Below are 22,726 nucleotides of genomic sequence, written 5' to 3'. Positions count from 1 at the left end.
CCCACAAAGCAACAGCCATGACCACCCGCACCGTACACGGCGCCTGCCCCCACGACTGCCCCGACACCTGCGCGCTGCAGGTTACCGTCGAGAACGAACGCGTCATCAAGGTGCAAGGCCGCGCCGAGCATCCCAACACCCATGGCGCGCTGTGCACCAAGGTCTCGCGCTATCCCGAGCGCACGTATCACGCCGAGCGCCTGCTGCACCCGCTCAAGCGCATCAGCAAGAAGACCGAGGCGCCGCAGTTCGTGCAGGTGAGCTGGGCCGAAGCCATCGCCGACATCGCGGCGCGGCTGAAGGCGATTGCAGACCCTCAGTGCATCCAGCCCTACAGCTACGCCGGCACCATGGGCCTGATCCAGGGCGAGGCGATGGCCGGTCGGCTGTGGAATGCCCTCGGTGCCGCAAGGCTGGACCGCACCATCTGCGCATCCGCCGGCGGCGCGGGCCTGGCCGCCACCTATGGCCACAAGCTGGGCATGCACACGCGCCATTTCGCGGGTGCCAAGCTCATCATCATCTGGGGCAGCAACAGCATCACGTCCAACCTGCATTTCTGGACCTATGCCAATCAGGCCAAGCGCGAGGGCGCCAAGCTCATCTGCATCGACCCGCGCAAGACCGAGACCGCGGACAAATGCCACCAGCACATCGCCGTGCTGCCCGGCACCGACGGCGCGCTGGCGCTGGGCCTGATGCATGAGCTGATCCAGAACGGCTGGCTGAACCAGGACTACATCGCCAACTATGTCGACGGCTGGGACGAACTGCGCGCCAAGGCGCTGGCCTGGCCGCCGGAGCGCGTGGCCGAGGTCTGCGGCATCACCGCCGACGAAGTGCGCGGCCTGGCGCGCGACTACGGCGACCGGGACGTGATGGAGGCACCCGCCGCCATCCGCCTGAACTACGGCATGCAGCGCGTGCGCGGCGGCGGCAATGCGGTGCGCCTGATCGCGCTGCTGCCCTGCCTGACCGGTGCGTGGCGGCATGAGAGCGGCGGCATGCTGCTGTCGGCCTCGGGCTGGAACGCGCCCTACAAGAACCCGAACCTGGAACGCCCCGACCTGCTGGCCGGCCGCACGCCGCGCATGGTCAACATGAGCACCATCGGCGACGCGCTGCTGCAGGCCGATCCGCCCATCCAGGCGCTCGTGGTCTACAACAGCAACCCGGTGGCGGTGGCGCCCGAGTCGCCCAAGGTCGTGGCCGGCTTCCAGCGCGAGGACCTGTTCACGGTCGTGCTGGAGCACTTCATGACGGACACGGCCGACCTGGCCGACTATGTGCTACCGGCGACGACGCAGCTGGAGCATCTGGACGTGCACACCAGCTACGGCCACACCGACGTGCTGATGAACCAGCCGGCCGTCGCGCCGCTGGGCGAGGCCAAGACCAACACGCAGATCTTCCGCGAGCTGGCGGCCGCGATGGGGCTGATCGACCCCTGCTTCTCGGACAGCGACGACGACCTGGCCGCCCAGGCCTTCACCTCCAACATCGACATGGCCCTGCTGCGCGAGCAGGGCTGGCAGCCGCTGCCCATCGCCGAGGCGCCGTTCGCTGAAGGCGGCTTCCGCACACCCAATGGGCGCGCGCAGGCGGCCGGCGCCGACTACGTGCCCAACTACGAGAGTGCGCTGACCACGCCCGAGCTGGCCACGCGCTACCCGCTGGCGATGATCTCGCCGCCGGCGCGCAACTTCCTGAACAGCAGCTTCGTCAACGTGAAGAGCCTGCGCGACATCGAGAGCGAGCCCATCATCGAGATGCATGCCGATGACGCTGCCGCGCGCCAGCTCGCCGATGGCGCCCGCGTGGCGGCCTTCAACGACCGCGGCCGCTATGTCGCCACGCTGAGGGTCAGCAAGCGCGCCCGGCCCGGCGTCGTCAACGGACTGGGCGTGTGGTGGCGCAAGCTGGGCTTGGACGGCACCAACGTCAACGAGGTCACGCACCAGCACCTGACCGACCTGGGCAACGCGCCGGCCTTCTACGACTGCCTCGTTGAGGTGGAAGCGGCTTGACCCAGCGCCTGCTGCTGCTGGCGTCACTGCTGGCTCTGGCCGGCTGCAGCGCCGTGGGCCACTGGAGCCAGGCCGCCGGCGGCCACCTGGGCGTCGTGCGCGCCGCCAAGCCGGTGGACGACTGGCTGGCCGACCCCGCCACGCCCGCCGACCTGGCCGCGCGCCTGCGGCTGTCGCAGCAGATGCGCGACTTCGCCAGCACGAAGCTGGCCCTGCCCGAGAACAACAGCTACCGCCGCTATGCAGACCTGAAGCGCGCGGCGGTGGTGTGGAACGTCATCGCCGCACCGGAGTTCGGCTTCACGCTGAAGACCTGGTGCTACCCCATCATGGGCTGCGCCGGCTACCAGGGCTGGTTCGACCTGGACGAAGCCCGCAAGCAGGCCGATGCGCTGAAGGCCGAGGGCTGGGAGGTGCAGGTGCAGGCCATTCCCGCCTACTCCACGTTGGGCTGGAGCCGCATGCTCGGCGGCGACCCGCTGCTGAATACCTTCATCCGCTATGCCGAGGGCGAACTGGCCGCGATGATCTTCCACGAGTTGTCGCACCAGCGCGTCTACGTCAGCGACGACACCGGCTTCAACGAGGCCTATGCGACGGCCGTCGAGCTGATCGGCGCACGCCAATGGCTGGCGGACAAGCCGCAGGCGCTGGCAGCCTTCGAGGCCGGCCGCGAGCGCCGCGCCGCCTTCCTGAAGCTGGCCCGCGAAGGCCGCGAGCGGCTGCAGGCCATCTATTCAGGTCCGGCCGCATCCAGAGCCGCCGCCAAGGCCGCCGTGATGGCCGAACTGCGCGAGCGCGCAGCCAAGGAGGCGCCGGGCTACGAGGCCTGGTTCCAGCGCGCCAACAACGCGAACTACGCCATCCTGTCGGCGTACCACGACCTGGTGCCGGCCTTCGAGCGGCTGTACGAGCGCGAGGCCCGCGACTGGGTGAAGTTTCACGCGGCGGTGGAGCGGCTGGCGGCCGAGCCGCGCGAGCGGCGCCGGGCTACATTGCGGGGCCTTGAGGGAGGCATCCATGACACTGATCCTGCGCCGCGCCCGACCCAGTGATGCTGCGGCGATGGCCCAGCAACTGGCCGATCCGGACATCTTTCCCGGCCTGCTGCAACTGCCCTATGCCCACGAGGAGGTCTGGCAGCAACGCCTGAGCGCGCCGCCCGTGGCCGGCTCGGCGGAAATGCTGCTGCTCGCCGAGCGGGACGGCCAGATCATCGGCAGCGCAGGCATTCACCCGGCGGGCACGCAGGTGCGCCGCCGCCACTCGATGATGCTGGGCATCTCGGTGCTGAAGTCCGCGCGCGGCCAGGGCGTGGGCGATGCGCTGATGACGGCGCTGCTGGACTACGCCGACAACTGGGCCCAGGTGCTGCGCATCGAGTTGACCGTCTATCACGACAACGCGGGCGCGATCCGGCTGTACGAGCGGCATGGCTTCGAGCACGAGGGCCGGCTGCGGGCCTATGCGCTGCGCGACGGCGTCTATGTGGATGCGTTGGCAATGGGGCGGCTGCATCCGAAGCAGCCGATGGTGCGAACCTAGACTAACCTCGCGGCGCTGCGAACGAGCCCGTCGAGTTGGCGTTCAAGCTTGCGCAGCCGTCTAGAAACCGCGTCGCGATTCTTGGCTTCTTTCATCCAGCCAGGAAGGCGGGAGAGCAGTGACGCATTGCCGGCGTTGAGACCGCGCTCCCGCAGCGTTGCATCAACATGCGCCTTCATCACTTGAAGGTGTGCCGCGTTGTATGCCCACACGGCACCGTGACGGCCTGTATCCACGAGGCAAAGCGGCATGCCGAAGTGAGGGTCAAGGCAGTCGGTGCCCTCCAGAAGCACATGGGCATTCAGCGCCACGACTGATTTGCGATTGCATGCCTCACAGTCGACTTCCATGGACGAGATTACTTCACGAGGCCAATCGGTCTGCTTGATGCGCGGCTGTAGCCACTGGTGCCCGCAGTGACCGCAAGGGCGCCTGCCGGTATGAACGACTGGACCAACCCAATCGCCACGTGACGAGTCAAGCGAGAGATTGCACTCTTCGCATTCGAAGCTCGCGTGCCAGCGCCTGCCTTCAAGGTCAGCGCCGACCAAACCGGGGAAATGGCATCGGATGCATCTCACCCAAACCTCGCCAGCAAAGCAGGCAAGGAACTTGCCGTTGTCTGTATGGCGATTCACGGCAACGCCTGCCCCCGCGCCGTCACATACAGCCGGTACCACTCGTCCCGGCTCAGCTGGATCTTCACCGCATCACCGCAGGCCCGGATGCGCTCCGCATTGCCGCTGCCAATGACCGGCTGAATCCCCGCCGGATGTCGCAGCAGCCACGCCAGCAGCACGGCGTTGGCCGTCGTGCGGTGTGTCTCGGCAATCTCGTGCACGACCTTGGCCGCCGCTGAGCCCGACGCATCGTTGAACCGTCCCTGCGCCAGCGACCCCCAGGCCTGCAACTGCACGCCGTGTTGCTGCGCATACTCCAGCGTGCCGGCCCAGGCCATGCAGCCGGGCCTGGCGTTCGCCTGCGGGTCGTTGAAGGTGGTGCCGGCATCGACGAAGTCCAGCTTGGCCAGGCTCATCTCCAGCTGGTTGGCCACCAGCGGCTCGCTCAGCGCCATCTGCAGCCAGCGCATCTGGCCGGCATGCATATTGGACACACCCAGATGACCCACCTTGCCGGCCGCCTTGAGTCGGCTGAAGGCGCGCGCCACTTCGGCGGGCTCCATCAGCGCATCGGGGCGGTGCAGCAGCAGGATGTCCAGATGCTCCACGCCCAGCCGCTGCAGGATGCCGTCCACGCTGGCCTCGATGTGCGCGGCGCTGAAATCGAAGCGGCCCACGTGGGTGTCATCCGCGAAGCGAATGCCGCATTTGCTCTGCAGCCGTATCCGCGCGCGCAGGGTTGCGTCGCGCTTGAGCAGTTCGCCGAACACGGTCTCGGCCTTGCCGCGGCGGTAGATGTCGGCGTGGTCGAACAGCGTGATGCCGATGTCCAGCGCGGCCTCGACGGCTGCGTGGGCGTGGGCGATGTCGGCCTCGGTGACGGGGCCGCCGTTCCAGTCGCCGCCCAGGGCCATGCAGCCGTAGACCAGCGGCGTGACGTCGCGGAGATGGGTTTGCAGCGGCAGCGGGAAGGGCATGGCTCAGGCAATCGATGTGGGGCCGGCATCATGCGACACCGCCCGCCTGCCGCGCCACCCGAACAACCCGGCCACGGCGCCCGCCACGCCGCCGATGACGACGGCGACGCCGGCCAGGCGCGCCAGCGCCTGCTTCTGGCCGGCGCTGAGGCGCCTCTTGCGGCGGCTGGGGTGGTGCACCAGTTCCTGCATCAACGCGATCTCGTGCTGGCGTTCCTCGACGAGGTGGCCTATCTCGCTGCCGACCTCGAAGCGGCGCGCGAGGTCGCGCACGGCATCCAGCTCGCGCTGGCGAATGCGCAGCCCCGGCGCCCGCAGCGGGCTGCCCATCGCCCGCGCGCGCAGGAACAAGGCCTTGGCGGCGAGGCGGTCGGGTTGGCAGCCCCAGCCGGCGTCCAGGCAGGCGGCGAGGTTGAAGGTGGCGTCGGCATGGCCTTGCGACGCCGCGGTGATGTACAGCACCACGCCGCGCGGGGCATCGGCGGCGCCGCCCCAGCCGGCCACGAGTGCGCGGCCCAGGTGGAACTTGGCGGTCACGCTGCCGGCGGCCGACGCGTGCTCCAGCCGGATGCGTGCCTGCTCGGGGTCGCGCGGCAAGCCCAGGCCTTCGAGTTGGCACCAACCCAGCAGCGCCAGCGCCTCCGCATTGCCGGCGTCGGCCGCGACACGGAACCAGTACACCGCCTGCTCATGGTCGGGCTCGGCCGCATGCAGGTGCTCCAGCCCCGTGCGGAGCGGGGCCGTGGCATACGGGTCGGGGTCGACGGGTCGCATGAATCCTCCCTGGACGTCGCCGGCCAGCTTGGCTGCCGGCTCTTGCGGCGCCAGAGTATGCGTGCAATCGCCGGGTCAGCGTGGTGCTGCGCCTTCTCGCGTAGAGTGCGGCGCACGACACCAAGGAGAGCCGCCGTGGCCGAGATCCGCATTCACCGCGACCATGACTTGGGCCTCAAGAAGGCCCGCGAGCTGGCCTGGAAATGGGCCGAGAAGGTCGAAGAGAAGTTCGACATGGAATGCACGGTGCACGAGGGCGACGACGAGGACACCGTCGAGTTCACGCGCTCCGGTGTGAAGGGTGAGCTGACCGTGTCGGCCAGCAGCTTCGAGCTGGTGGCACAGCTGGGCTTCTTGCTCGGCGCGTTCAAGACCACCATCGAGAGCGAGATCCAGAAGGAGCTGGACGCGCTGCTGGCGGCCAAGAAAAAACCGGCTCCCAAGAAGAAGCCGGATTAGCGTCTTACCCGGCGGCGCCCCCTTGAGTGGACCGGCGAAGCCGGTAGGGGGTGGGTTACTTCAAGCCTTCGATCAGGTCGACGTACTGCTGCATCGCGTCGTCCTGCGACGTGCCCTTCAGTTCGTTCCAGGCGTCCCACTTGGCGCGGCCCACCATGTCGGTGAAACCGGGGCGCTTGTCCTGCACGTCGCCCGTGCTGCCCTGCTTGTAGAGGGCGTAGATCTTCAGCAGCGTCATGTTGTCCGGCCGCTCGGGCAGGTTCTTCGAATCGGCGACGGCGGCTTCGAATTGGTCTTTCAGGCTCACGGGGTTCTCCAGGCTGATTCGAGGGGTTCGAGTTGGTCACAATCGAACAACGGGCCGCCGAGTTTAGGCCCGAGCAAAACGACTTCCGAGGAGACGCATGGGCCAGACCAGCGAACGCATGTCCAAGGTGGATACCGCCTGGCTGCGCATGGATACCGAGGCCAACCTGATGATGATCGTCGGGGTCTGGTCCATACGTCCCGGCATCACGCTGGGCGCGCTGCGCGAGCGCGTCGCCGAGCGGCTGTTGCAGTACCCGCGCTTCCGGCAGCGGGTCGTCGAGGATGCACTGGTCGGCGCGCAGTGGGTGCTGGACCAGGACTTCGACATCGCCAACCACGTCGTGGGCGAATTGCCGCTGCCGCTACGGGGCCAGTCGCGTGACGAGGTGCTGCGCGAGCGCGTGGCCGAGCTGTGCAGCCAGCCGCTGGATCCCGAGCGGCCGCTGTGGCAGATGCAGCTCATCGAGGACATGGGCGACGGCACCAGTGCGCTGATCTGCCGCATCCACCACTGCATTGCCGACGGCATCGCGTTGATCGCGGTCATGCTGTCCATCACCGATGGCGGCAAGGCGCCGCCTCAACGTTCAAGTTCGGGTGCGCGCCGCCAGGCCGAAGAGCCGCACGAGGCGGACTGGCTGCTAGACGCCTTTCTGCGTCCGATGAGCAACATGACCGTGAAGGCCATAGGCCTGGCGGGCAAGGGCGTGTCCAAGGGCGTGGACGTGATGATGAGCGGCAACACGCCGGTGGATTCCTCGCTGGAGATGGCCCGCATGGGCTATCAGGCGGTGTCCGACGTGGCGGCCTTCGCGCTGATGCCGGACGACTCGGCGACCCGGCTGAAGGGCAAGCCCGGCACGCGCAAGACGGTGGCCTGGGATGACAGCCTGTCGCTGGACGATGTGAAGGCCGTCGGCAAGGCGCTGGGCGCGTCCATCAACGATGTGCTGCTGGCCTGCGCGGCCGGCGCGATCGGCAAGTACCTGGCCGACAAGGGCGAGGACCCGGCGGGCAAGGAGATCCGCGCGATGGTGCCGGTCAACCTGCGGCCGCTGGAGCAGGCCTGGCAACTGGGCAACCGCTTCGGCCTGGTGCCGCTGGTGCTGCCCATTGGCATCGCCAACCCGGTGGAGCGGCTGTTCGCGGTGCGCGCCCGCATGAGCGAGCTGAAGGGCAGCTTCCAGCCGGTGATGGCCTTCGGCCTGCTGTCGGTGGCCGGCCTGCTGATCAAGCCGGTGCAGCACGCGATGCTGAACCTCTTCGCGAAGAAGGCCACGGCCGTGATGACGAATGTGCCCGGCCCCGCCGAGGCGCTGAAGTTCTGCGGCTCGACGGTGGAAAAGGTGATGTTCTGGGTGCCGCAGTCGGGCGACATCGGCATGGGCGTGAGCATCCTGACCTATGCAGGCCGGGTGCAGTTCGGCCTCATCACCGACGCGGGGCTGTGCCCCGACCCCGAGGCCATCATCGAGAACTTCGCGCCGGAATTCGAGAAGCTGCTGATGCTGGCGTTGATGATGCCTTGGGCCCGCGACGCTTGAACGGAGCCCCCCGCCCAGGGGGCGGCGATGCTCGCGGGGTGTGCCCCGCTCGCACATCGCCAGACGGGCCGGCTTGGGGCGGCCCGGCGCTCGGCCCGAAAGGCTCAGCCGCGAGTCGCGGTGTGCGGATTCACTTGGGCTTGACCGCGGTCACCGGCGTCGGCTTGGTGGCCGGCGCCTTCTTGACCTTGGCGAGGCCGGCGGCGGTCGGGTAGGCTGCCATCACCGTGGCCGGGTCGGCCTTGTCCAGGTAGGCGGCGTACTGCGCGTCGTCGCAGGGCTTGGCGTCGTTGTAGTAGCGGTTGTCGCCTTTGTAGCGCTCGCCACTGAACGCCGGCGCCGGGCTGCCGGTCGGGTTGTAGTACAGGTAGCTGGCATAGCTCTGTGCGCAGCCGTCGCGCAAAACAGCCTGGGCCAGGGTGGCCGGTGTTTCGGCAGCGTGGGCGGCCAGCGAGCTGACCAGGGCCGTGAAAGCAATTGCGAGGTGTCTCATGGCAAGACCTCCGCGTTTCAGGGGTAACGGAAGATTACGCCTGTCGAACCGCAATTGCACGTGCCTGAATGCACATCGTCGGCCATGAAAAAAGGCGCCCGCTGGGGCGCCCTTTTTTAGACCGCAGGACCGATCAGAGGCGGAAGGGCTCGACCTTCTTCTTCGTGGTCGGGCGGCCGGCGGCGGTCGGGTAGGCGGCCATCACCTTGGCGGGGTCAGCCTTGTTGTCCAGGTAGGCGGCGTACTGGTGCTCGGTGCAGGCCAGCAGCTTGCCCGGCTTGGCTTCGCCCTTGTACTTGCCGTTGGCGTAGACGAACTGGTATTCATTGGCGGCCACCGGCGTCGCGATGCTGCTGGTGTCGCTGTAGCTCTTGGCGCACTCGGCGCGCAGTTCGGCCTGCTCGGGCGTGGCCTTGTTGCCGGCTTGGGCAGCGAAGGCGGTGACGGCGGCCAGGGCGGGGATCAGGAACTTCATGAGGCTGTCTCGCGAAAGTGATTGGAGTGCGGAGCGAAGCTTACGCCGCCACCGCCCGCAATGCACCGGGGGTGCATCCCGCAGGCGGGGGTAGGGGAAGCGTGAACTCCGTCACGGTTCAATCTTCCAGTTCAGCCTTGGCCAGTTCGATGTCCAGCAGCTCCATTGCGTCCATCGCCTCGCAGGCGGCCGCGTCGGTGTAGAGCTGTTCGGCCACGTCCATGCGCTTGTCGCCTTCCAGCATGACCAGACCGTTGGCGCGCTCGATCATCGCGATCGCGCTGGTCGGGTTGAGCTTGATGGCCTGCTCGAACATCTTCAGCCCCGTGGCGGTGTCGGCGCCCTGCGTCTTGCCGAGCAGCTTGCCGACCTTGTCGATGACCTCGGCATGGAAGGCGCCCAGCGCGATGTGCGCGTCGGCATGCTTGGGCGCCAGCTTGATGGTGGTTTCCAGCGCCGTCTTGACCTTGGTGCCCAGGCCTTGCGCCAGCGCCTTGGCGACGCTGATGCCCTGGCCATAACGGCCCAGTGCGTAGGCCTGCCAGTACCAGGCGTTGGCGTTCTTGGGGTCTTCTTCCTGCTGGGCTTCGGCGCGCTCGGCGATCTCCAGGAACATCTCCAGCTTCACCGCTTCCTTCTTCTCGAGGTAGTTGGCGTAGATGCCTTGCGCCTTGTTGGCGACGGTGAGACCCGCGCCGCCGGCGGCCAGGCCGGCGTCATAGGCGGCCTTGAAGTCGCCGGCGTGGAAGTGGATCCAGGCCTGCTGCACGTCGGCGTCCTTGGGGAAGGGCTCGGCATCGCCCGCGTGCAGCCGGGCCCAGTGCTTCTTCAGCGTGGCCGGGGTGTACACGAACGCGCTGTTGTCGTGCGGGAAGGCGGTCCACTTGGCCATCGCTTGTCTCCTTCAGGATTGTTGGTAGTTGCCCGCGAGCTTGAAGAGGTGATCCTTGGATGCGGGCTCGAGGTAGGGTAGCAGCAGGCTCAGCGCGTGGAAGGCTCCGCGCATCAACGCGGCGCCGGCGCGCTCGGGCTCCAGCGCGTGGCGCGGGTCGCGCACGTACTCGTAGCTCAGCCAGTAGCTGACCACCACCACCATCGCGTTTGCGGTGGGCGCCGCCTCGCGCAAGTCCATCTTCAGCGCGCCACCCAGGTGCAGGCCCGACAGCACGTGGCGCATGGCCTGCTCCTTGGCGGCCAGCAGCGCCTGGAAGTGCGTCTCCAGCTTGCGGTTCTTGAACAGCAGATCGTTGAGATCGCGGTACAGGAAGCGGTGCTTCCAGATCAACTCGTACAGCATGTGGAAGAACAGCCAGGCGTCCTCCACGTTGCGCACGTTGTCGGCTGCGGCCAGCAGCTGGTTCAGCTCGGCCTCGTAGCGGCCGAACAGCGCGTTGACCAACTCGTCCTTGGCCGGGTAGTGGTAGTACAGGTTGCCCGGGCTGATCTTCAGTTCGGCCGAGATCAGCGTGGTCGACACATTGGGCTCGCCAAACGCGTTGAAGAGGTCCAGCGTGACCTCCAGGATGCGTTCAGCGGTGCGGCGGGGTTTCTTGGGAGCGGGCATGGGCCTGGGGATTCTGGCAGCGAACGCTGCGGGGCATAAGCAAGCGCGATTTCCTTCGTTCGCCGCCGGTGCATGGGGCCCTAGCCTGACGGTCTTCACAACGACGCGCCATGAGTTCCGTCCTTCACTTCCCCACCAACCCGGCGCCGCTGTCGACGGCCGACGCGCTGGCGCTGGCCGAGCCGGTGGCCCGCCAGCTGGCCGAGACGGCCGTCGCGCGCGACCAGGCCGGCGGCCATGCGGCGCGCGAGCGTGAACTCATCCGGGACAGCGGCCTGCTGGCGCTGACCGTGCCGCAGGAGCTCGGCGGCCTGGGGGCGTCCTGGCCCACGTTCTACCGCGTGCTGCGCCGGCTGGCCGAGGCCGACAGCGCGCTGGCCCATCTGTTCGGCTTCCATCACCTGCAACTGGCCAGCGTGCAGCTGTACGGCACCGCCGAGCAACAGCGGCGCCTGCTGGGCGAGACCATTCGGCGGCGCTGGTTCTGGGGCAATGCGCTGAACCCGCTGGACCGCCGGCTGCTGGCCGTCGATACGGACCAAGGCTGGCGGCTGGACGGCGCCAAGAGCTTCGCATCGGGCTCCGTCGGCGCCGACATGCTGACGTTCTCCGCCTGGCACGAGGGCATGCAGGCCGCGCTGATCGGCGTGCGGCCGGCCGATGCGCCAGGCATCTCCGTGCGCGCCGACTGGGATGCCTTCGGCCAGAAGCAGACCGACAGCGGCACCGTGTCGTTCGACGCCGTCGCGCTGCCGCGGGCCGACGTGCTGCAACCGCCCGGCAGCGTGCCCACGCCGCGCACGACGCTGCGCCAGCAGATCGCACAGCTCATCCTCGTGCATTTGTATGTGGGCATCGCGCAGGGCGCGCTGCAGGCGGGGCTGCGCTTCACGCGCGACGAGTCGCGGCCGTGGTTCCAGTCCGGCGTCGCCGCTGCGGTGGACGACCCCTTTGTGCAGCACCGCTGGGGCGAGCTGTGGCTGCAGGTGCGTCCCGCCGAACTGTTGGCCGATGCGGCGGCGCAATCGCTGCAGCAGGCGCTGGGCCGCGGCGACGCCTTGACTGCCGATGAGCGCGGCGCCGTGGCCATTGCGGTCGCCGAAGCCAAGGTGCTGGCGCACCGCGCGGCGCTGTCGGTCAGCCAGCAGCTGTTCGAGCTGACCGGCGCGCGCGCCACGTCGGGCCGCTATGGGCTGGACCGCTTCTGGCGCAACGCCCGCGTGCACACGCTGCACGACCCCGTCGACTACAAGCTGCGCGACCTGGGCCGGCATGCGCTGACCGGCGCCTGGCCCGAGCCGACGCCGTACTCCTGATCTCACTCAAAGAAGAACGAGCCCATGCAAAGACGCCACCTCCTCCAACTGGCCGCCGGCGGCCTCGCCGCACCGGCGCTCGTGCGCGCCGCCGGCGAGCCGCTGCGCGAACTGCGCCTGGACTACGCGACCTACTCACCGGCCAGCCTGGTGCTGAAGCGCTCCGGTTGGCTGGACGAGGACTCCAAGCAGCGCGGCACCGCGGTGAAGTGGGTGTTCAGCGCCGGCAGCAACCGTGCGCTGGAGTACCTGAACGCCAACAGCCTGGACATCGGCTCCAGTGCCGGCCTGGCCGCGCTGCTGGCCAAGACCAATGGCAACCCCATCCGCGCGCCCTACATCTTCTCGCGGCCGGAGTGGACGGCACTGGTCGTGCCCAAGGACTCGCCCATCAAGACGCTGGCCGACCTGCGCGGCAAGAAGATCGCCGCGACCAAGGGCACCGATCCCTACCTGTTCCTGCTGCGCGCGCTGCACACCGTGGGCCTGAAGCGCAGCGACATCGAGCACGTGAGCCTGCAGCATGCCGATGGCCGCGTGGCGCTGGAGCAGGGCCGCGTGGACGCCTGGGCGGGCCTGGACCCGCTGATGGCCGCCAGCGAGCTGAACACCGGCGCACGGCTGCTGTACCGCAACGTGGCGTTCAACACCTACGGCTTCCTGAACGTGCGCGAGGACTTTCTGAAGCGCTACCCGGAGGACGTGAAGCGCGTCATCGCCCACTACGAGCGTGCGCGGCTGTGGATACAAGCCAACACCACCGAGGCCGCGCGCATCCTGGCCGACGAGGCCAAGGTGGACCTGCAGGTGGCACTGCTGCAGCTGAAGCTGCGTACCGACCTGACACAGCCGCTGCCGTCGCAGCAGCATGTGCAGGCGCTGCAGGCGGCGGCGCCCATCCTGCTGGACGAGGCGCTGGTGAAGCCGGGCTCCGACCTGCGCGCGGTCATCGCGTCGCTGGTGGACACGCGCTTCGCGGCCGGGCTGGTGAAGGCCTGATGAACACCGCCGCCGACCGGCTGCCATTGCCGCGCACCGCAGGCGCGCCGGCGGCGCTGCGCTGGCCGCGGCGCGCGCTGGGCCTGGTGGTGCCGCTGCTGTTGCTGGGCGGCGTGGAGCTTGCGGTGCGCAGCGGTCTGGTCGAGGGGCGGCTGCTGCCCGCGCCCACCGAGGTACTGAGCGCCTTGCTCGGGCTGGGTGCGGCAGACGTGGCGGGCCATGTGGGCGCCAGCAGCGGGCGCGTGGCCTTGGGCTTCGTGGCCGGCGCGTCGCTGGCGCTGGTGGTGGGCGCGCTGGTGGGGCTGTCGCAGCTGGCCGAGGCGCTGCTGGACCCGTTGTTCCAGGCGCTGCGGGCCATCCCGTCGCTGGCCTGGGTGCCGCTGCTGCTGCTGTGGCTGGGCATAGACGAGGCGCCCAAGCTGGTGTTGATCGCCATCGGCGCGTTCTTCCCGGTCTACATGGGCGCGGTGGCCGGCATCCGCGACGTGGACCGCAAGCTCGTCGAGCTGGCGCGGCTGTATGGCTTGTCGCGTGTCGCGCTCGCGCGTCGCGTGCTGCTGCCGGCGGCGGCGCCGGCCGTGCTGACGGGGCTGCGCAACGGTCTGAGCCTGGCGTGGATGTTCATGGTCGCGGCCGAGCTGATCGCGGCGACGCGGGGCCTGGGCTATCTGCTGACCGATGGCCGCGAGATGGGCCGCGCCGACCTCGTGTTCGCGGCCATCCTGTTGCTGGCTGCCTTGGGCAAGCTCAGCGACGGCCTGATGCGCCGCTGGGAGCGGCGCGCGCTGGCCTGGCGTGACAGCGTGGGTGCCTCTCGATGACCGCCGTTCTGGACTTGCATGTGCAGGCCAAGCGCTTCGGCCAGCGGCTGGTGCTGTCCGACGTGCGGCTGCGGCTGGCGGCGGGCGAGGTCGTCAGCCTGGTGGGTGCCAGCGGCTGCGGCAAGAGCACGCTGCTGCGCATCGCGGCGGGGCTGGACGACGACTTCACGGGCCGCGTGACGCTGACCGCGGGCGCGGGCGTCGTGTTCCAGGAACCGCGGCTGTTCCCGTGGTTGACGGTGGCGCAGAACGTCGCCTTTGCCGCCGGGGCGCCGCCGGCCGACGAGCGCGCACTGGCGCTGCTGGCCGAGGTGGGCCTGTCCGGCCATGAGCGGGCGTTGCCCAAGCAGCTCTCGGGCGGCCAGGCGCAGCGCGTGGCCATCGCCCGCGCGCTGTTCACCCAGCCGCGCCTGCTGCTGCTGGACGAGCCGTTCTCCGCCGTCGATGCCTTCACGCGCATGAAGCTGCAGGACCTGCTGGCCGAGCTGGCTCGCCGCCACGGGGTGACGCTGCTGCTGGTCACGCACGACTTGGACGAGGCCGTGCTGCTGGGCGACCGGGTCGTGGTGCTGGGCAGCGAGGCGCGCGGAGTCGTGGACGACATCGCCGTGGACCTGCCGCGCCCCCGCGCCCGGAGCGACGCGGCGCTGGCCACGGCGCGTGGCCGCGTGCTGGACGCGCTGCACGAGGCGCACGCGCTGTAGTCGAAACGCCAGGCGGCTGCAGCGAAGGGGGCAATGTGGCGCCTCCCTAGAATCCCGCGCCATGCCGAATCCGACCGCGCCGCCCGCCATCTCGTTCGAGAACGTGAAGAAAACCTACCGGGGAGGGCAGCTGAAGGCGCTGGACGGGGTCACGTTCGACATCCAGCCCGGCGAGTTCTTCGGCCTGCTGGGCCCCAACGGCGCCGGCAAGACCACGCTGATCAGCGTGCTGGCCGGCCTGGCCCGCGCCAGCGAGGGCCGAGTGCGCGTGATGGGTCACGACGTCGTGGACGACTACGCCGCCGCCCGCAAGGCGCTGGGCGTGGTGCCGCAGGAGTTGGTGTTCGACCCCTTCTTCAGCGTGCGCGAGACGCTGCGCATCCAGAGCGGCTACTTCGGCGTGAAGAACAACGACGCCTGGATCGACGAGCTGCTGGCCAACCTGGGCCTGGCCGACAAGGCGCACGCCAACATGCGCCAGCTGTCCGGCGGCATGAAGCGCCGCGTGCTGGTGGCGCAGGCGCTGGTGCACCGGCCGCCGGTCATCGTGCTGGATGAGCCCACCGCCGGCGTGGACGTGGAGCTGCGCCAGACGCTGTGGCAGTTCATCGCCCGCCTGAACAAGGAGGGCCACACGGTGCTGCTGACCACGCACTACCTGGAGGAAGCCGAGGCGCTGTGCCAGCGCATCGCGATGCTGAAGCAGGGTCGCATCGTCGCGCTGGACCGCACGTCGCAGCTGCTGGCCGGCACGCACTCGACGATGCTGCGCTTCAAGACCGACGCGGCGTTGCCGCCGGACATCGCGGCACGGGCCCGGGTGACTGGGCGCATCGTGCAGGTGACGGCCCACGATGCCGCCGAGGTGGAGAGCACGCTGGCCGCGCTGCGCGCTGCGGGCGTGGCGATTGAGGACCTGGAGATCGGCCGCGCCGACCTCGAAGACGTGTTTCTCGAAATCATGCAAGGAGCGCACGCATGAACGGCGCCGGGACTTTGTTCTACAAGGAAGTGCTGCGCTTCTGGAAGGTCGGCGCCCAGACGGTCGGCGCGCCGGTGCTGACGGCGCTGATGTATCTGCTCGTGTTCGGGCACACGCTGGAAGATCATGTGAAGGTCTACGACTCGGTGGGCTACACGCAGTTCCTGATTCCCGGCTTGGTCATGATGAGCGTGCTGCAGAACGCGTTCGAGAACAGCTCGTCCAGCCTCATCCAGAGCAAGATCACCGGCAACCTCGTGTTCCTGCTGCTGACGCCGTTGTCGCCGCTGGCCTGGTTTGCCGCCTACGTCGGCGCGGCCGTCGTGCGCGGCCTGGCGGTAGGGAGCGGCGTGCTGGCGGTGACGGCCTGGTTCGCGCCGCCGGGGCTGCACAACGTCCTGTGGGTGCTGGCCTTCACGGTGCTGGGCGCGGGCCTGATGGGCGCCCTGGGCCTGATCGCCGGGCTGTGGGCCGAGAAGTTCGACCAGATGGCCGCCTTCCAGAACTTCATCATCATGCCGATGACCTTCCTGTCCGGCGTGTTCTATTCGGTGCACTCGCTGCCCAGCTTCTGGCAGGGCGTCAGCCACCTGAACCCGTTCTTCTACATGATCGACGGCTTCCGGCGCGGCTTCTTCGGCGTCAGCGATGTGTCGCCGTGGATCAGCCTGGCCATCGTGGCGGGTGCTTTCGTGGTGACTGCCGGGGTGGCTCTGTCGCTGCTGAAGCGCGGTTACAAGATCCGGTCTTAAAAGGGTCGTTTGCGCAGGTCCGAAGGGGGCCGCGCGAACCCTCCCTAAAATCCGGGGTTTCCCCCAAGGACCCCGTGATGGCCGACCCCACCCCGCAACAAGTGCGCGATTTCATTGCCGCAGGCCTGCCCTGCGCGCATCTGGAAGTCGAGGGCGACGGCCGCCATTTCTTCGCCACCATCGTCTCTAGCGAGTTCTCGGGCCTGACCCGCATCAAGCGCCACCAGCGCGTCTATGCGGCGCTGGGTGACCGCATGCGCGAGGAGATCCACGCGCTGTCCATGAAGACGCTGACGCCCGAGGAGTGGCAGCAATGAGCGCCGCGGGCCTGACCCTCGCGCTGTCCAAGGGCCGCATCTTCGAAGAGACGCTGCCGCTGCTGCGCGCTGCCGGCATCGAGGTGCTGGAGGACCCCGAGACCTCGCGCAAGCTCATCCTGCCCACCAACCGCGACGGCGTGCAGGTGGTGCTGGTGCGCGCCAGCGACGTGCCCACCTATGTTCAGTACGGCGGCGCCGACCTGGGCGTAGCCGGCCGCGACGTGCTGCACGAACAGGCGCTGGCTGAAGGAGGCTCCCACGGCCTGTACCAGCCGCTGGACCTGAAGATCGCCCGCTGCCGCATGAGCGTGGCCACGCGCGCCGACTTCGACTACGCGGCGGCCGTGAAGCAGGGCTCGCGCATCCGCGTCGCCACCAAATACACCGAGATCGCCCGCCAGCATTTCGCCGACAAGGGCGTGCATGTGGACCTGATCAAGCTCTACGGCTCCATGGAGCTGGCACCGCTGACCGGCCTGGCCGACGCCATCGTGGACCTGGTCTCCACCGGCGGCACGCTGCGCGCCAACAAGCTGGTGGAGGTGGAGCAGATCATGGACATCTCGTCTCGCCTGGTCGTCAACCAGGCCGCCCTCAAGCTGAAGCGCGACCTGCTGCGCCCGCTGATCGACGCTTTCGCCTCCGCCATCGCATGACGCTCATCCGCCAACTCTCGACCGCCGACGCCGACTTCACCGCCCAGTTCGAGCGCCTGCGCCATTGGTCTGCGGAGACCGATGCGGCCATCGAGGGCCGTGTGGCCGAGATCCTGGCCGACGTGCAGGCCCGCGGCGATGCCGCCGTGCTGGAGTACACCCACCGCTTCGACCGCCTGGGCGCCGACAGCGTCGCTGCGCTGGAGATAGTCCAGGCCGAACTGCAGGCCGCGCTGGCCTCCATCACGCCCGCCCAACGCGACGCGTTGCAGGCGGCCGCCAGGCGCGTCCGTGCGTATCACGAGCGCCAACTCGAAGCGAGCGGCCGCAGCTGGAGCTATCGCGACGAAGACGGCAATCTGCTGGGCCAGAAGGTCACGCCGCTGGACCGCGTGGGCCTGTACGTGCCCGGTGGCAAGGCGGCCTACCCGAGCAGCGTGCTGATGAACGCGATTCCCGCCCATGTGGCCGGCGTGCAGGAAATCATCATGGTCGTGCCCACGCCGGACGGCGTGCGCAACCCGCTGGTGCTGGCCGCTGCCGCCGTGGCCGGCGTGCACCGCGTGTTCACGATAGGCGGCGCCCAGGCCGTCGCGGCGCTGGCCTACGGCACCTCGACCATCCCGCGCGTCGACAAGATCACCGGCCCGGGCAACGCCTATGTGGCCTCGGCCAAGAAGCACGTGTTCGGCCAGGTCGGCATCGACATGATTGCCGGCCCCAGCGAGATCCTGGTCATCGCCGATGGCACGACGCCGCCGGACTGGGTGGCGATGGACCTGTTCAGCCAAGCCGAGCACGACGAGCTGGCGCAGAGCATCCTGCTGAGCCCCGACGCTGCCTTCCTGGACGCCGTACGCACCAGCATGGAGCGCTTGCTGACGACGCTGCCTCGCGAGGCCGTCATCCGTGCGTCCCTGCAGGGCCGCGGTGCGCTGATCCACACGCGCTCCATGGAAGAAGCCTGCGAGATCAGCAATAGCATCGCGCCCGAGCACCTGGAAATCAGCGCCGCCGAACCGGCGCGCTGGGAGCCGCTGCTGCGCCATGCCGGCGCGATCTTCCTGGGCGCCTATACCAGCGAGAGCCTCGGCGACTACTGCGCCGGCCCCAACCACGTGCTGCCGACGGCCAGCACCGCGCGCTTCTCGTCGCCGCTGGGGGTCTACGACTTCCAGAAGCGCACCAGCCTCATCGAGGTCAGCGAGGCCGGCGCGCAAAGCCTGGGTCGCATTGCCAGCGAACTGGCTCACGGCGAAGGCCTGCAGGCCCACGCGCGTGCGGCAGAACTCCGATTGAAGTCCCAGGCCTGAATCGACTAGGCTGCGGCGATGTCCTTGCAACGCCGTGACCTTCTCCTGACTTCGGCTGCGGTGGTGTTCACGCCCGCCGTCGCCGCGCCGCGCCCCCTGCGCATCCCGCATGTGTCGGCCCGGGCCGAGCTGGAGCGCAGCTATCCCGCGCAGTTGCTGGAGCAGGCACTGGCCGCCGCCGGCATGCCGGTGCAGCTGGAGCCTACGACCGAGCTGATCCCGCAGAACCGGGCCTTGCAGGAGCTGGGCCGCAAGCGCCGGCTGGACGTGGTGTGGACCATGACCTCGGTCGAGCGCGAGCGCCAGGCGTGGCCCGTCCGCGTGCCCATCTTCAAGGGCTTGTTCGGCTGGCGGTTGCTGTTGGCCACCACGGACGTGGCTGCGCGCATGCGCGAGGTGCGCTCGCCCGGCGAACTTCGGCAGTTCTCCATGGTGCAAGGCCTGGAATGGCCCGACACCAGCATCCTGCAGGCCAACGGCATGAACGTGGTCATTTCGCCCAGCTACGACGCGATGTTCAAGCAGGTGCGCCTGGGCCGCGCGGACGCCTTCCCGCGTTCGGTCGAGGAGATCTGGTGGGAGGTGGAACGCTATGGCCAGGGCCTGACCGTGGTGCCCGACATCTGTCTGCATTACCCGGCGGCGATCTACTACTTCGTTGCGCCCGAGGAAAACGAACTGGCCGCCGCAATCGAACTCGGCCTGACCCGCCTGCGCGCCAATGGCGCCTTCGACCGACTGTTCGAGACCCACCACGGACAGGATCTGGCGCGCGCCAAGCTGGCGACACGCCGCGTCATCGAGCTGCGCAACCCGCTGCTGCCACCGCAGACGCCGTTGAACAAATCCGAGCTCTGGCATCGGCCTTAACGAGACACGAAGTTCGTGGAACACGAACTTCGTGTACGCTTCGGGCCATGAAGAACGTTACCGTGTCCATGGATGACGCCGTAGCCGAATGGGCCCGGCTGGAGGCGGCGCGGCGCAACACCAGCGTGTCGCGGCTGCTCGGTGAGCTGCTGGCCGAAAAGATGCAGCACGACGATGCCTACGAGCGCGCGCTGCAGGACTGGCTGCACCGCGAGCGTTCTTGGTCATCCGACGGCCAGCCCTATCCGGGCCGGACATGAAGCCCCTCGTCCAACGAGTACGTCGGCCCGTCCCCCGAGGGGACGGCGATGCATGCGGCGTCGAGCCGCACGCACATCGCCATGACGGGCCGGCTTGGGAGCGGCCCGGCGCTCGGCCCGTGAACGCATTGACATGAATTTCAAAGATCCCGTCTTCGTCGACACCTCCGTGCTGCTGTTCAGCGAGGACGGCGCCCGCCCGGCCGAGCGCGAGCAGGTGCTGGCCTGGCTGCGCGAGCTGTGGGCCACGCGCAAGGGGCGCGTCTCCGTGCAGGTGCTGAACGACTTCTACCTGCTGGCCACGCAGCGCGTGACGCCCCCCATGCCGCAGGGCGACGTGCGCGCCGAGGTGCGCCGCTACCAGCACTGGCAACCCTGGTCGGCCGACCAAGCCACCGTCGAATCCGCCTGGTCGCTGGAAAGCCGCTTCGGCCTGCCATTCGCCGACGCGCTGGTCGTTGCCAGCGCCAAGGCTCAGGGTTGCACCCGGCTGCTCAGCCTCGCGCTGCCGCACGACGCGCAGTACGACAGCGTGCAAGTTCTCAACCCTCTCGTCGCCACACCATGACTGACCGCCTGCAGCAAGCCCTGGACCGCATCCGCCCCGACGTGCGCGCGGCCCATGCCTACGCGGTCCAGCCCAGCGCCGGTGTCGTGAAGCTGGACATCATGGAGAACCCATTCCGCCTGCCGCCCGAGCTGCAGCGCGAACTGGGCGAGCGGCTCGGCGCCGTGGCCATCAACCGCTACCCGGCCGAGCGCACCGCCGAGCTGGCCGCCGCGCTGCGCAAGCATGCGGGCGTGCCGTCGGACGTGGGCATCACGCTGGGCAACGGCTCCGACGAGCTGATCAGCCTGCTGACGCTGGCCGTGGCCCAGTCGGGTGCGGCCATCGTGTCGCCGCTGCCCAGCTTCGTCATCTACGAGATGTGCGCCCAGCACCAGCGGCTGAACTTCGTCGGCGTGCCGCTGCGCGCAAGCGACTTCGAGCTGGACGAAGCCGCCATGCTGGCCGCCATCGAGCAGCACCAGCCGGCGCTGGTCTACCTGTCCTACCCCAACAACCCCACCGGCAACCTGTGGGATGCGGGCGCCATCGAGCGCATCGTCGCTGCCGCGCCGGGCCTGGTGGTCATGGACGAGGCCTACCAGCCGTTCGCGGCCAGCGACAGCCTGGCGCTGATGGCCCGCCACCCGCACGTGCTGGTCATGCGAACGATGAGCAAGTTCGGCTTGGCCGGCGTGCGCATCGGCTACCTGCTGGGCGTGAAGACGCTGGTCGACCAGATCGAGAAGCTGCGTCCGCCGTTCAACATCAGCGTGTTGAACGCCGAGGCCGCGTTGTTCGCGCTGGCCCACGCCGACGTCTACGCCGCCCAGGCCGCCACACTGCGCGCCGAGCGCGAGCGCCTGTTCGCTGCCTTGCAGGCGCTGCCCGGCATCGCCCCCTGGCCCAGCCAGGGCAATATGATTTTGGCCAGAGTCAACGACGCAGCCGCCACCTTCGCTGCGCTGAAGGCCCGGGGCGTGCTGATCAAGAACGTTTCCGCCGCCCACCCCTTGCTCGCCAACTGCCTGCGCATCACCATCGGCACACCGGACGAGAACTCCCGCCTGCTGGCCGAACTGCCCGAATGTCTATGAACGCCCCCCGCACCGCCGAAGTCACACGCAACACCCGCGAGACGCGCATCACCGTGCGCGTCAACCTGGACGGCACGGGCCAGTCCAAGCTGCACACCGGCATCGGCTTCTTCGATCACATGCTGGACCAGATCGCCCGCCACGGCCTGATGGATCTGGACATCCACTGCGAAGGCGACCTGCACATCGACGGCCACCACACGGTGGAAGACGTGGGCATCACACTGGGCATGGCCATCGCGAAGGCCGTGGGCGACAAGGCCGGCCTGACGCGCTACGGCCACAGCTATGTGCCGCTGGACGAGGCGCTGTCGCGCGTCGTCATCGACCTGTCCGGCCGCCCGGGCCTGCACATGGACTGCAAGTTCACGGCCGGCAGCATCGGCGCGTTTGATACGCAGCTGACCTTCGAGTTCTTCCAGGGCTTCGCCAACCTGGCGCTGGCCACCGTGCACATCGACAACCTGAAGGGCCACAACGCCCATCACCAGGCCGAGACCATGTTCAAGGCCTTCGGGCGCGCGCTGCGCATGGCCACCACGCCGGACCCGCGCTCGGCGGGCGTGATCCCGTCGACCAAGGGCTCGCTGTGACAAGAACCGTCGCTGTCGTCGACTACGGCATGGGCAACCTGCGCTCCGTGTCGCAGGCCGTCATCCATGCCGCGGAAGGGCAGGGTTTTGACGTCGCCATCACCTGCGACCCCGACGTGATCCGTGCCGCCGAGCGCGTCGTGCTGCCGGGCCAGGGCGCCATGCGCGACTGCATGGCCGAGCTCGCCGCGTCTGGCGCCAAGGAAGCCGTGCTGGAAGCCGCCGCGAGCAAGCCGCTGCTGGGCGTGTGCGTCGGCATGCAGATGCTGCTGGACCACAGCGAGGAGCAGGACACGCCGGGCCTGGGGCTGATCCCCGGCCGCGTGCAACGCTTCCGGCTGGACGGCCGGCTGCAGGACGACGGCAGCCGCTTCAAGGTGCCGCAGATGGGCTGGAACCGTGTGCACCAGCCGCGGGCCCATTCGGTGTGGGATGGCATTCCCGACGAGAGCTGGTTCTACTTCGTGCACAGCTTCTACGCGACGACCGCGTTGCCAGAACACAGCGCCGGCGAGACCGACTATGGCCTTCGCTTTACCTGTGCCGTGGCGCGGGATAACATTTTTGCCACCCAATTCCACCCCGAGAAAAGTGCCGCGCTGGGCCTTGCGCTCTATCGCAACTTCCTTCACTGGAACCCCTGACCGGCGCCAGCCGGTCTGCACGTTCTCGCTCCCCTTCCTCTTCTCTCAGCCCCTCAGCCCTCGGC

28 protein-coding genes are annotated in these 22,726 nt (G+C 68.7%); 20 read left to right on the top strand and 8 right to left on the bottom strand.

What is annotated here, in order from left to right; translation table 11 throughout:
* Positions 1-17: 17 nt before the first annotated feature.
* Genes J2X21_RS14315 through J2X21_RS14305 form a run of 3 tightly spaced genes read left to right on the top strand, consistent with a single transcriptional unit; the run spans position 18 to position 3,572 of the window.
* Entirely contained in the window at positions 18-2,027 is a 2,010-nt protein-coding gene (locus J2X21_RS14315) for a molybdopterin-containing oxidoreductase family protein (protein WP_310329702.1), read from the top strand.
* Positions 2,024-3,082, top strand: coding sequence for an aminopeptidase (locus J2X21_RS14310; RefSeq protein WP_310329699.1), 1,059 nt, complete (start codon positions 2,024-2,026; stop codon positions 3,080-3,082). The genes J2X21_RS14315 and J2X21_RS14310 overlap by 4 nt, the downstream gene beginning before the upstream one ends.
* Complete coding sequence (locus tag J2X21_RS14305) at positions 3,048-3,572, top strand: GNAT family N-acetyltransferase (protein ID WP_310329696.1); 525 nt, start codon at positions 3,048-3,050, stop codon at positions 3,570-3,572. Before J2X21_RS14310 ends, J2X21_RS14305 begins: the two co-directional genes overlap by 35 nt.
* Here J2X21_RS14305 and J2X21_RS14300 read toward each other — a convergent pair.
* The 3 genes from J2X21_RS14300 to J2X21_RS14290 form a co-directional block, all read right to left on the bottom strand.
* On the bottom strand, positions 3,569-3,922 hold the full coding sequence (locus J2X21_RS14300) for a hypothetical protein (RefSeq protein ID WP_310329693.1): 354 nt from the start codon (positions 3,920-3,922) through the stop codon (positions 3,569-3,571). The genes J2X21_RS14305 and J2X21_RS14300 overlap by 4 nt on opposite strands.
* 284 nt (positions 3,923-4,206) lie before the next feature.
* Entirely contained in the window at positions 4,207-5,169 is a 963-nt protein-coding gene (locus J2X21_RS14295) for an aldo/keto reductase (protein ID WP_310329691.1), read from the bottom strand.
* 3 nt (positions 5,170-5,172) lie between these two features.
* A complete protein-coding gene (locus J2X21_RS14290) occupies positions 5,173-5,943 on the bottom strand; it encodes a tetratricopeptide repeat protein (protein ID WP_310329689.1) in 771 nt (256 codons plus the stop codon).
* A 135-nt stretch (positions 5,944-6,078) separates the two neighbouring features.
* Between J2X21_RS14290 and J2X21_RS14285 the strand changes: the two genes are divergently transcribed.
* A complete protein-coding gene (locus tag J2X21_RS14285; RefSeq protein ID WP_310329687.1) occupies positions 6,079-6,402 on the top strand; it encodes a polyhydroxyalkanoic acid system family protein in 324 nt (107 codons plus the stop codon).
* A gap of 55 nt (positions 6,403-6,457) precedes the next feature.
* Here the strand turns inward: J2X21_RS14285 and J2X21_RS14280 are convergent, their stop codons facing one another.
* Positions 6,458-6,709, bottom strand: a complete 252-nt coding sequence (locus tag J2X21_RS14280) for an acyl-CoA-binding protein (RefSeq protein ID WP_310329685.1) — start codon at positions 6,707-6,709, stop codon at positions 6,458-6,460.
* Positions 6,710-6,806: 97 nt separating this feature from the next.
* Between J2X21_RS14280 and J2X21_RS14275 the strand changes: the two genes are divergently transcribed.
* Entirely contained in the window at positions 6,807-8,255 is a 1,449-nt protein-coding gene (locus J2X21_RS14275) for a wax ester/triacylglycerol synthase family O-acyltransferase (RefSeq protein WP_310329683.1), read from the top strand.
* A 130-nt stretch (positions 8,256-8,385) separates the two neighbouring features.
* On the opposite strand, the gene J2X21_RS14270 is transcribed toward J2X21_RS14275, so the two are convergent.
* From J2X21_RS14270 to J2X21_RS14255, 4 genes are all read right to left on the bottom strand, one after another.
* Positions 8,386-8,748 carry a hypothetical protein gene (locus J2X21_RS14270; RefSeq protein ID WP_310329681.1) on the bottom strand — a complete coding sequence of 121 codons (363 nt, stop codon included), beginning with the start codon at positions 8,746-8,748 and terminating at the stop codon, positions 8,386-8,388.
* 133 nt (positions 8,749-8,881) lie between these two features.
* Complete coding sequence (locus tag J2X21_RS14265) at positions 8,882-9,223, bottom strand: hypothetical protein (protein WP_310329679.1); 342 nt, start codon at positions 9,221-9,223, stop codon at positions 8,882-8,884.
* Between the two features lie 118 nt (positions 9,224-9,341).
* Positions 9,342-10,115: a tetratricopeptide repeat protein gene (locus J2X21_RS14260; RefSeq protein WP_310329677.1), complete on the bottom strand. Its 774-nt coding sequence runs from the start codon at positions 10,113-10,115 to the stop codon at positions 9,342-9,344.
* A gap of 12 nt (positions 10,116-10,127) precedes the next feature.
* Entirely contained in the window at positions 10,128-10,787 is a 660-nt protein-coding gene (locus J2X21_RS14255; RefSeq protein ID WP_310329676.1) for a TetR/AcrR family transcriptional regulator, read from the bottom strand.
* Positions 10,788-10,897: 110 nt separating this feature from the next.
* Between J2X21_RS14255 and J2X21_RS14250 the strand changes: the two genes are divergently transcribed.
* The 15 genes from J2X21_RS14250 (at position 10,898) to hisH (ending at position 22,661) form a co-directional block, all read left to right on the top strand.
* A complete protein-coding gene (locus J2X21_RS14250; protein WP_310329675.1) occupies positions 10,898-12,103 on the top strand; it encodes an acyl-CoA dehydrogenase family protein in 1,206 nt (401 codons plus the stop codon).
* 24 nt (positions 12,104-12,127) lie between these two features.
* Positions 12,128-13,102: an aliphatic sulfonate ABC transporter substrate-binding protein gene (locus tag J2X21_RS14245; RefSeq protein ID WP_310329674.1), complete on the top strand. Its 975-nt coding sequence runs from the start codon at positions 12,128-12,130 to the stop codon at positions 13,100-13,102.
* On the top strand, positions 13,102-13,923 hold the full coding sequence (locus tag J2X21_RS14240) for an ABC transporter permease (protein WP_310329673.1): 822 nt from the start codon (positions 13,102-13,104) through the stop codon (positions 13,921-13,923). The genes J2X21_RS14245 and J2X21_RS14240 overlap by 1 nt, the downstream gene beginning before the upstream one ends.
* On the top strand, positions 13,920-14,627 hold the full coding sequence (locus J2X21_RS14235) for an ABC transporter ATP-binding protein (protein WP_310329672.1): 708 nt from the start codon (positions 13,920-13,922) through the stop codon (positions 14,625-14,627). Before J2X21_RS14240 ends, J2X21_RS14235 begins: the two co-directional genes overlap by 4 nt.
* A 61-nt stretch (positions 14,628-14,688) precedes the next feature.
* On the top strand, positions 14,689-15,609 hold the full coding sequence (locus tag J2X21_RS14230) for an ABC transporter ATP-binding protein (protein ID WP_310329671.1): 921 nt from the start codon (positions 14,689-14,691) through the stop codon (positions 15,607-15,609).
* Entirely contained in the window at positions 15,606-16,361 is a 756-nt protein-coding gene (locus J2X21_RS14225) for an ABC transporter permease (protein ID WP_310329670.1), read from the top strand. Before J2X21_RS14230 ends, J2X21_RS14225 begins: the two co-directional genes overlap by 4 nt.
* A 77-nt stretch (positions 16,362-16,438) precedes the next feature.
* Complete coding sequence (locus tag J2X21_RS14220) at positions 16,439-16,678, top strand: BolA family protein (protein ID WP_310329669.1); 240 nt, start codon at positions 16,439-16,441, stop codon at positions 16,676-16,678.
* Entirely contained in the window at positions 16,675-17,337 is a 663-nt protein-coding gene (hisG, locus tag J2X21_RS14215; RefSeq protein WP_310329668.1) for an ATP phosphoribosyltransferase, read from the top strand. Before J2X21_RS14220 ends, hisG begins: the two co-directional genes overlap by 4 nt.
* On the top strand, positions 17,334-18,650 hold the full coding sequence (gene hisD / locus J2X21_RS14210) for a histidinol dehydrogenase (protein WP_310329667.1): 1,317 nt from the start codon (positions 17,334-17,336) through the stop codon (positions 18,648-18,650). Before hisG ends, hisD begins: the two co-directional genes overlap by 4 nt.
* An 18-nt stretch (positions 18,651-18,668) precedes the next feature.
* Complete coding sequence (locus J2X21_RS14205; protein WP_310329665.1) at positions 18,669-19,520, top strand: substrate-binding periplasmic protein; 852 nt, start codon at positions 18,669-18,671, stop codon at positions 19,518-19,520.
* Positions 19,521-19,567: 47 nt separating this feature from the next.
* The gene (locus tag J2X21_RS14200; protein WP_310329664.1) at positions 19,568-19,780 is read left to right on the top strand and encodes a CopG family transcriptional regulator; all 213 of its coding nucleotides are present in this window, start codon (positions 19,568-19,570) and stop codon (positions 19,778-19,780) included.
* A 133-nt stretch (positions 19,781-19,913) separates the two neighbouring features.
* Positions 19,914-20,348, top strand: a complete 435-nt coding sequence (locus J2X21_RS14195; protein WP_310329663.1) for a PIN domain-containing protein — start codon at positions 19,914-19,916, stop codon at positions 20,346-20,348.
* Positions 20,345-21,424, top strand: coding sequence for a histidinol-phosphate transaminase (gene hisC, locus J2X21_RS14190; RefSeq protein WP_310329662.1), 1,080 nt, complete (start codon positions 20,345-20,347; stop codon positions 21,422-21,424). Before J2X21_RS14195 ends, hisC begins: the two co-directional genes overlap by 4 nt.
* Positions 21,415-22,017, top strand: coding sequence for an imidazoleglycerol-phosphate dehydratase HisB (gene hisB, locus J2X21_RS14185; RefSeq protein ID WP_310329661.1), 603 nt, complete (start codon positions 21,415-21,417; stop codon positions 22,015-22,017). Before hisC ends, hisB begins: the two co-directional genes overlap by 10 nt.
* A complete protein-coding gene (hisH, locus tag J2X21_RS14180) occupies positions 22,014-22,661 on the top strand; it encodes an imidazole glycerol phosphate synthase subunit HisH (protein WP_310329660.1) in 648 nt (215 codons plus the stop codon). The genes hisB and hisH overlap by 4 nt, the downstream gene beginning before the upstream one ends.
* The last annotated feature ends 65 nt before the right edge of the window (positions 22,662-22,726 follow it).

Origin of the sequence: Roseateles asaccharophilus (genome assembly GCF_031458115.1) — a bacterium.
GTDB lineage: Bacteria > Pseudomonadota > Gammaproteobacteria > Burkholderiales > Burkholderiaceae_C > Pelomonas > Pelomonas asaccharophilus_A.
This window is presented reverse-complemented; position numbering and strand designations above follow the sequence as displayed.

Excerpts from the sequence above, each read along its gene's own strand:
- hisG (WP_310329668.1), top strand. The coding sequence starts at position 16,675 with ATGAGCGCCGCGGGCCTGACCCTCGCGCTGTCCAAGGGCCGCATCTTC.
- J2X21_RS14245 (WP_310329674.1), top strand. The coding sequence starts at position 12,128 with ATGCAAAGACGCCACCTCCTCCAACTGGCCGCCGGCGGCCTCGCCGCA.
- J2X21_RS14300 (WP_310329693.1), bottom strand. The coding sequence starts at position 3,922 with ATGGAAGTCGACTGTGAGGCATGCAATCGCAAATCAGTCGTGGCGCTG.
- hisC (WP_310329662.1), top strand. The coding sequence starts at position 20,345 with ATGACTGACCGCCTGCAGCAAGCCCTGGACCGCATCCGCCCCGACGTG.
- J2X21_RS14305 (WP_310329696.1), top strand. The coding sequence starts at position 3,048 with ATGACACTGATCCTGCGCCGCGCCCGACCCAGTGATGCTGCGGCGATG.
- J2X21_RS14255 (WP_310329676.1), bottom strand. The coding sequence starts at position 10,787 with ATGCCCGCTCCCAAGAAACCCCGCCGCACCGCTGAACGCATCCTGGAG.
- J2X21_RS14290 (WP_310329689.1), bottom strand. The coding sequence starts at position 5,943 with ATGCGACCCGTCGACCCCGACCCGTATGCCACGGCCCCGCTCCGCACG.
- J2X21_RS14235 (WP_310329672.1), top strand. The coding sequence starts at position 13,920 with ATGACCGCCGTTCTGGACTTGCATGTGCAGGCCAAGCGCTTCGGCCAG.
- J2X21_RS14295 (WP_310329691.1), bottom strand. The coding sequence starts at position 5,169 with ATGCCCTTCCCGCTGCCGCTGCAAACCCATCTCCGCGACGTCACGCCG.
- hisB (WP_310329661.1), top strand. The coding sequence starts at position 21,415 with ATGTCTATGAACGCCCCCCGCACCGCCGAAGTCACACGCAACACCCGC.
- J2X21_RS14205 (WP_310329665.1), top strand. The coding sequence starts at position 18,669 with ATGTCCTTGCAACGCCGTGACCTTCTCCTGACTTCGGCTGCGGTGGTG.
- J2X21_RS14225 (WP_310329670.1), top strand. The coding sequence starts at position 15,606 with ATGAACGGCGCCGGGACTTTGTTCTACAAGGAAGTGCTGCGCTTCTGG.
- J2X21_RS14315 (WP_310329702.1), top strand. The coding sequence starts at position 18 with ATGACCACCCGCACCGTACACGGCGCCTGCCCCCACGACTGCCCCGAC.
- J2X21_RS14275 (WP_310329683.1), top strand. The coding sequence starts at position 6,807 with ATGGGCCAGACCAGCGAACGCATGTCCAAGGTGGATACCGCCTGGCTG.
- J2X21_RS14220 (WP_310329669.1), top strand. The coding sequence starts at position 16,439 with ATGGCCGACCCCACCCCGCAACAAGTGCGCGATTTCATTGCCGCAGGC.
- J2X21_RS14230 (WP_310329671.1), top strand. The coding sequence starts at position 14,689 with ATGCCGAATCCGACCGCGCCGCCCGCCATCTCGTTCGAGAACGTGAAG.
- J2X21_RS14260 (WP_310329677.1), bottom strand. The coding sequence starts at position 10,115 with ATGGCCAAGTGGACCGCCTTCCCGCACGACAACAGCGCGTTCGTGTAC.
- J2X21_RS14195 (WP_310329663.1), top strand. The coding sequence starts at position 19,914 with ATGAATTTCAAAGATCCCGTCTTCGTCGACACCTCCGTGCTGCTGTTC.
- J2X21_RS14250 (WP_310329675.1), top strand. The coding sequence starts at position 10,898 with ATGAGTTCCGTCCTTCACTTCCCCACCAACCCGGCGCCGCTGTCGACG.
- hisD (WP_310329667.1), top strand. The coding sequence starts at position 17,334 with ATGACGCTCATCCGCCAACTCTCGACCGCCGACGCCGACTTCACCGCC.
- J2X21_RS14265 (WP_310329679.1), bottom strand. The coding sequence starts at position 9,223 with ATGAAGTTCCTGATCCCCGCCCTGGCCGCCGTCACCGCCTTCGCTGCC.
- J2X21_RS14200 (WP_310329664.1), top strand. The coding sequence starts at position 19,568 with ATGAAGAACGTTACCGTGTCCATGGATGACGCCGTAGCCGAATGGGCC.
- J2X21_RS14270 (WP_310329681.1), bottom strand. The coding sequence starts at position 8,748 with ATGAGACACCTCGCAATTGCTTTCACGGCCCTGGTCAGCTCGCTGGCC.
- J2X21_RS14240 (WP_310329673.1), top strand. The coding sequence starts at position 13,102 with ATGAACACCGCCGCCGACCGGCTGCCATTGCCGCGCACCGCAGGCGCG.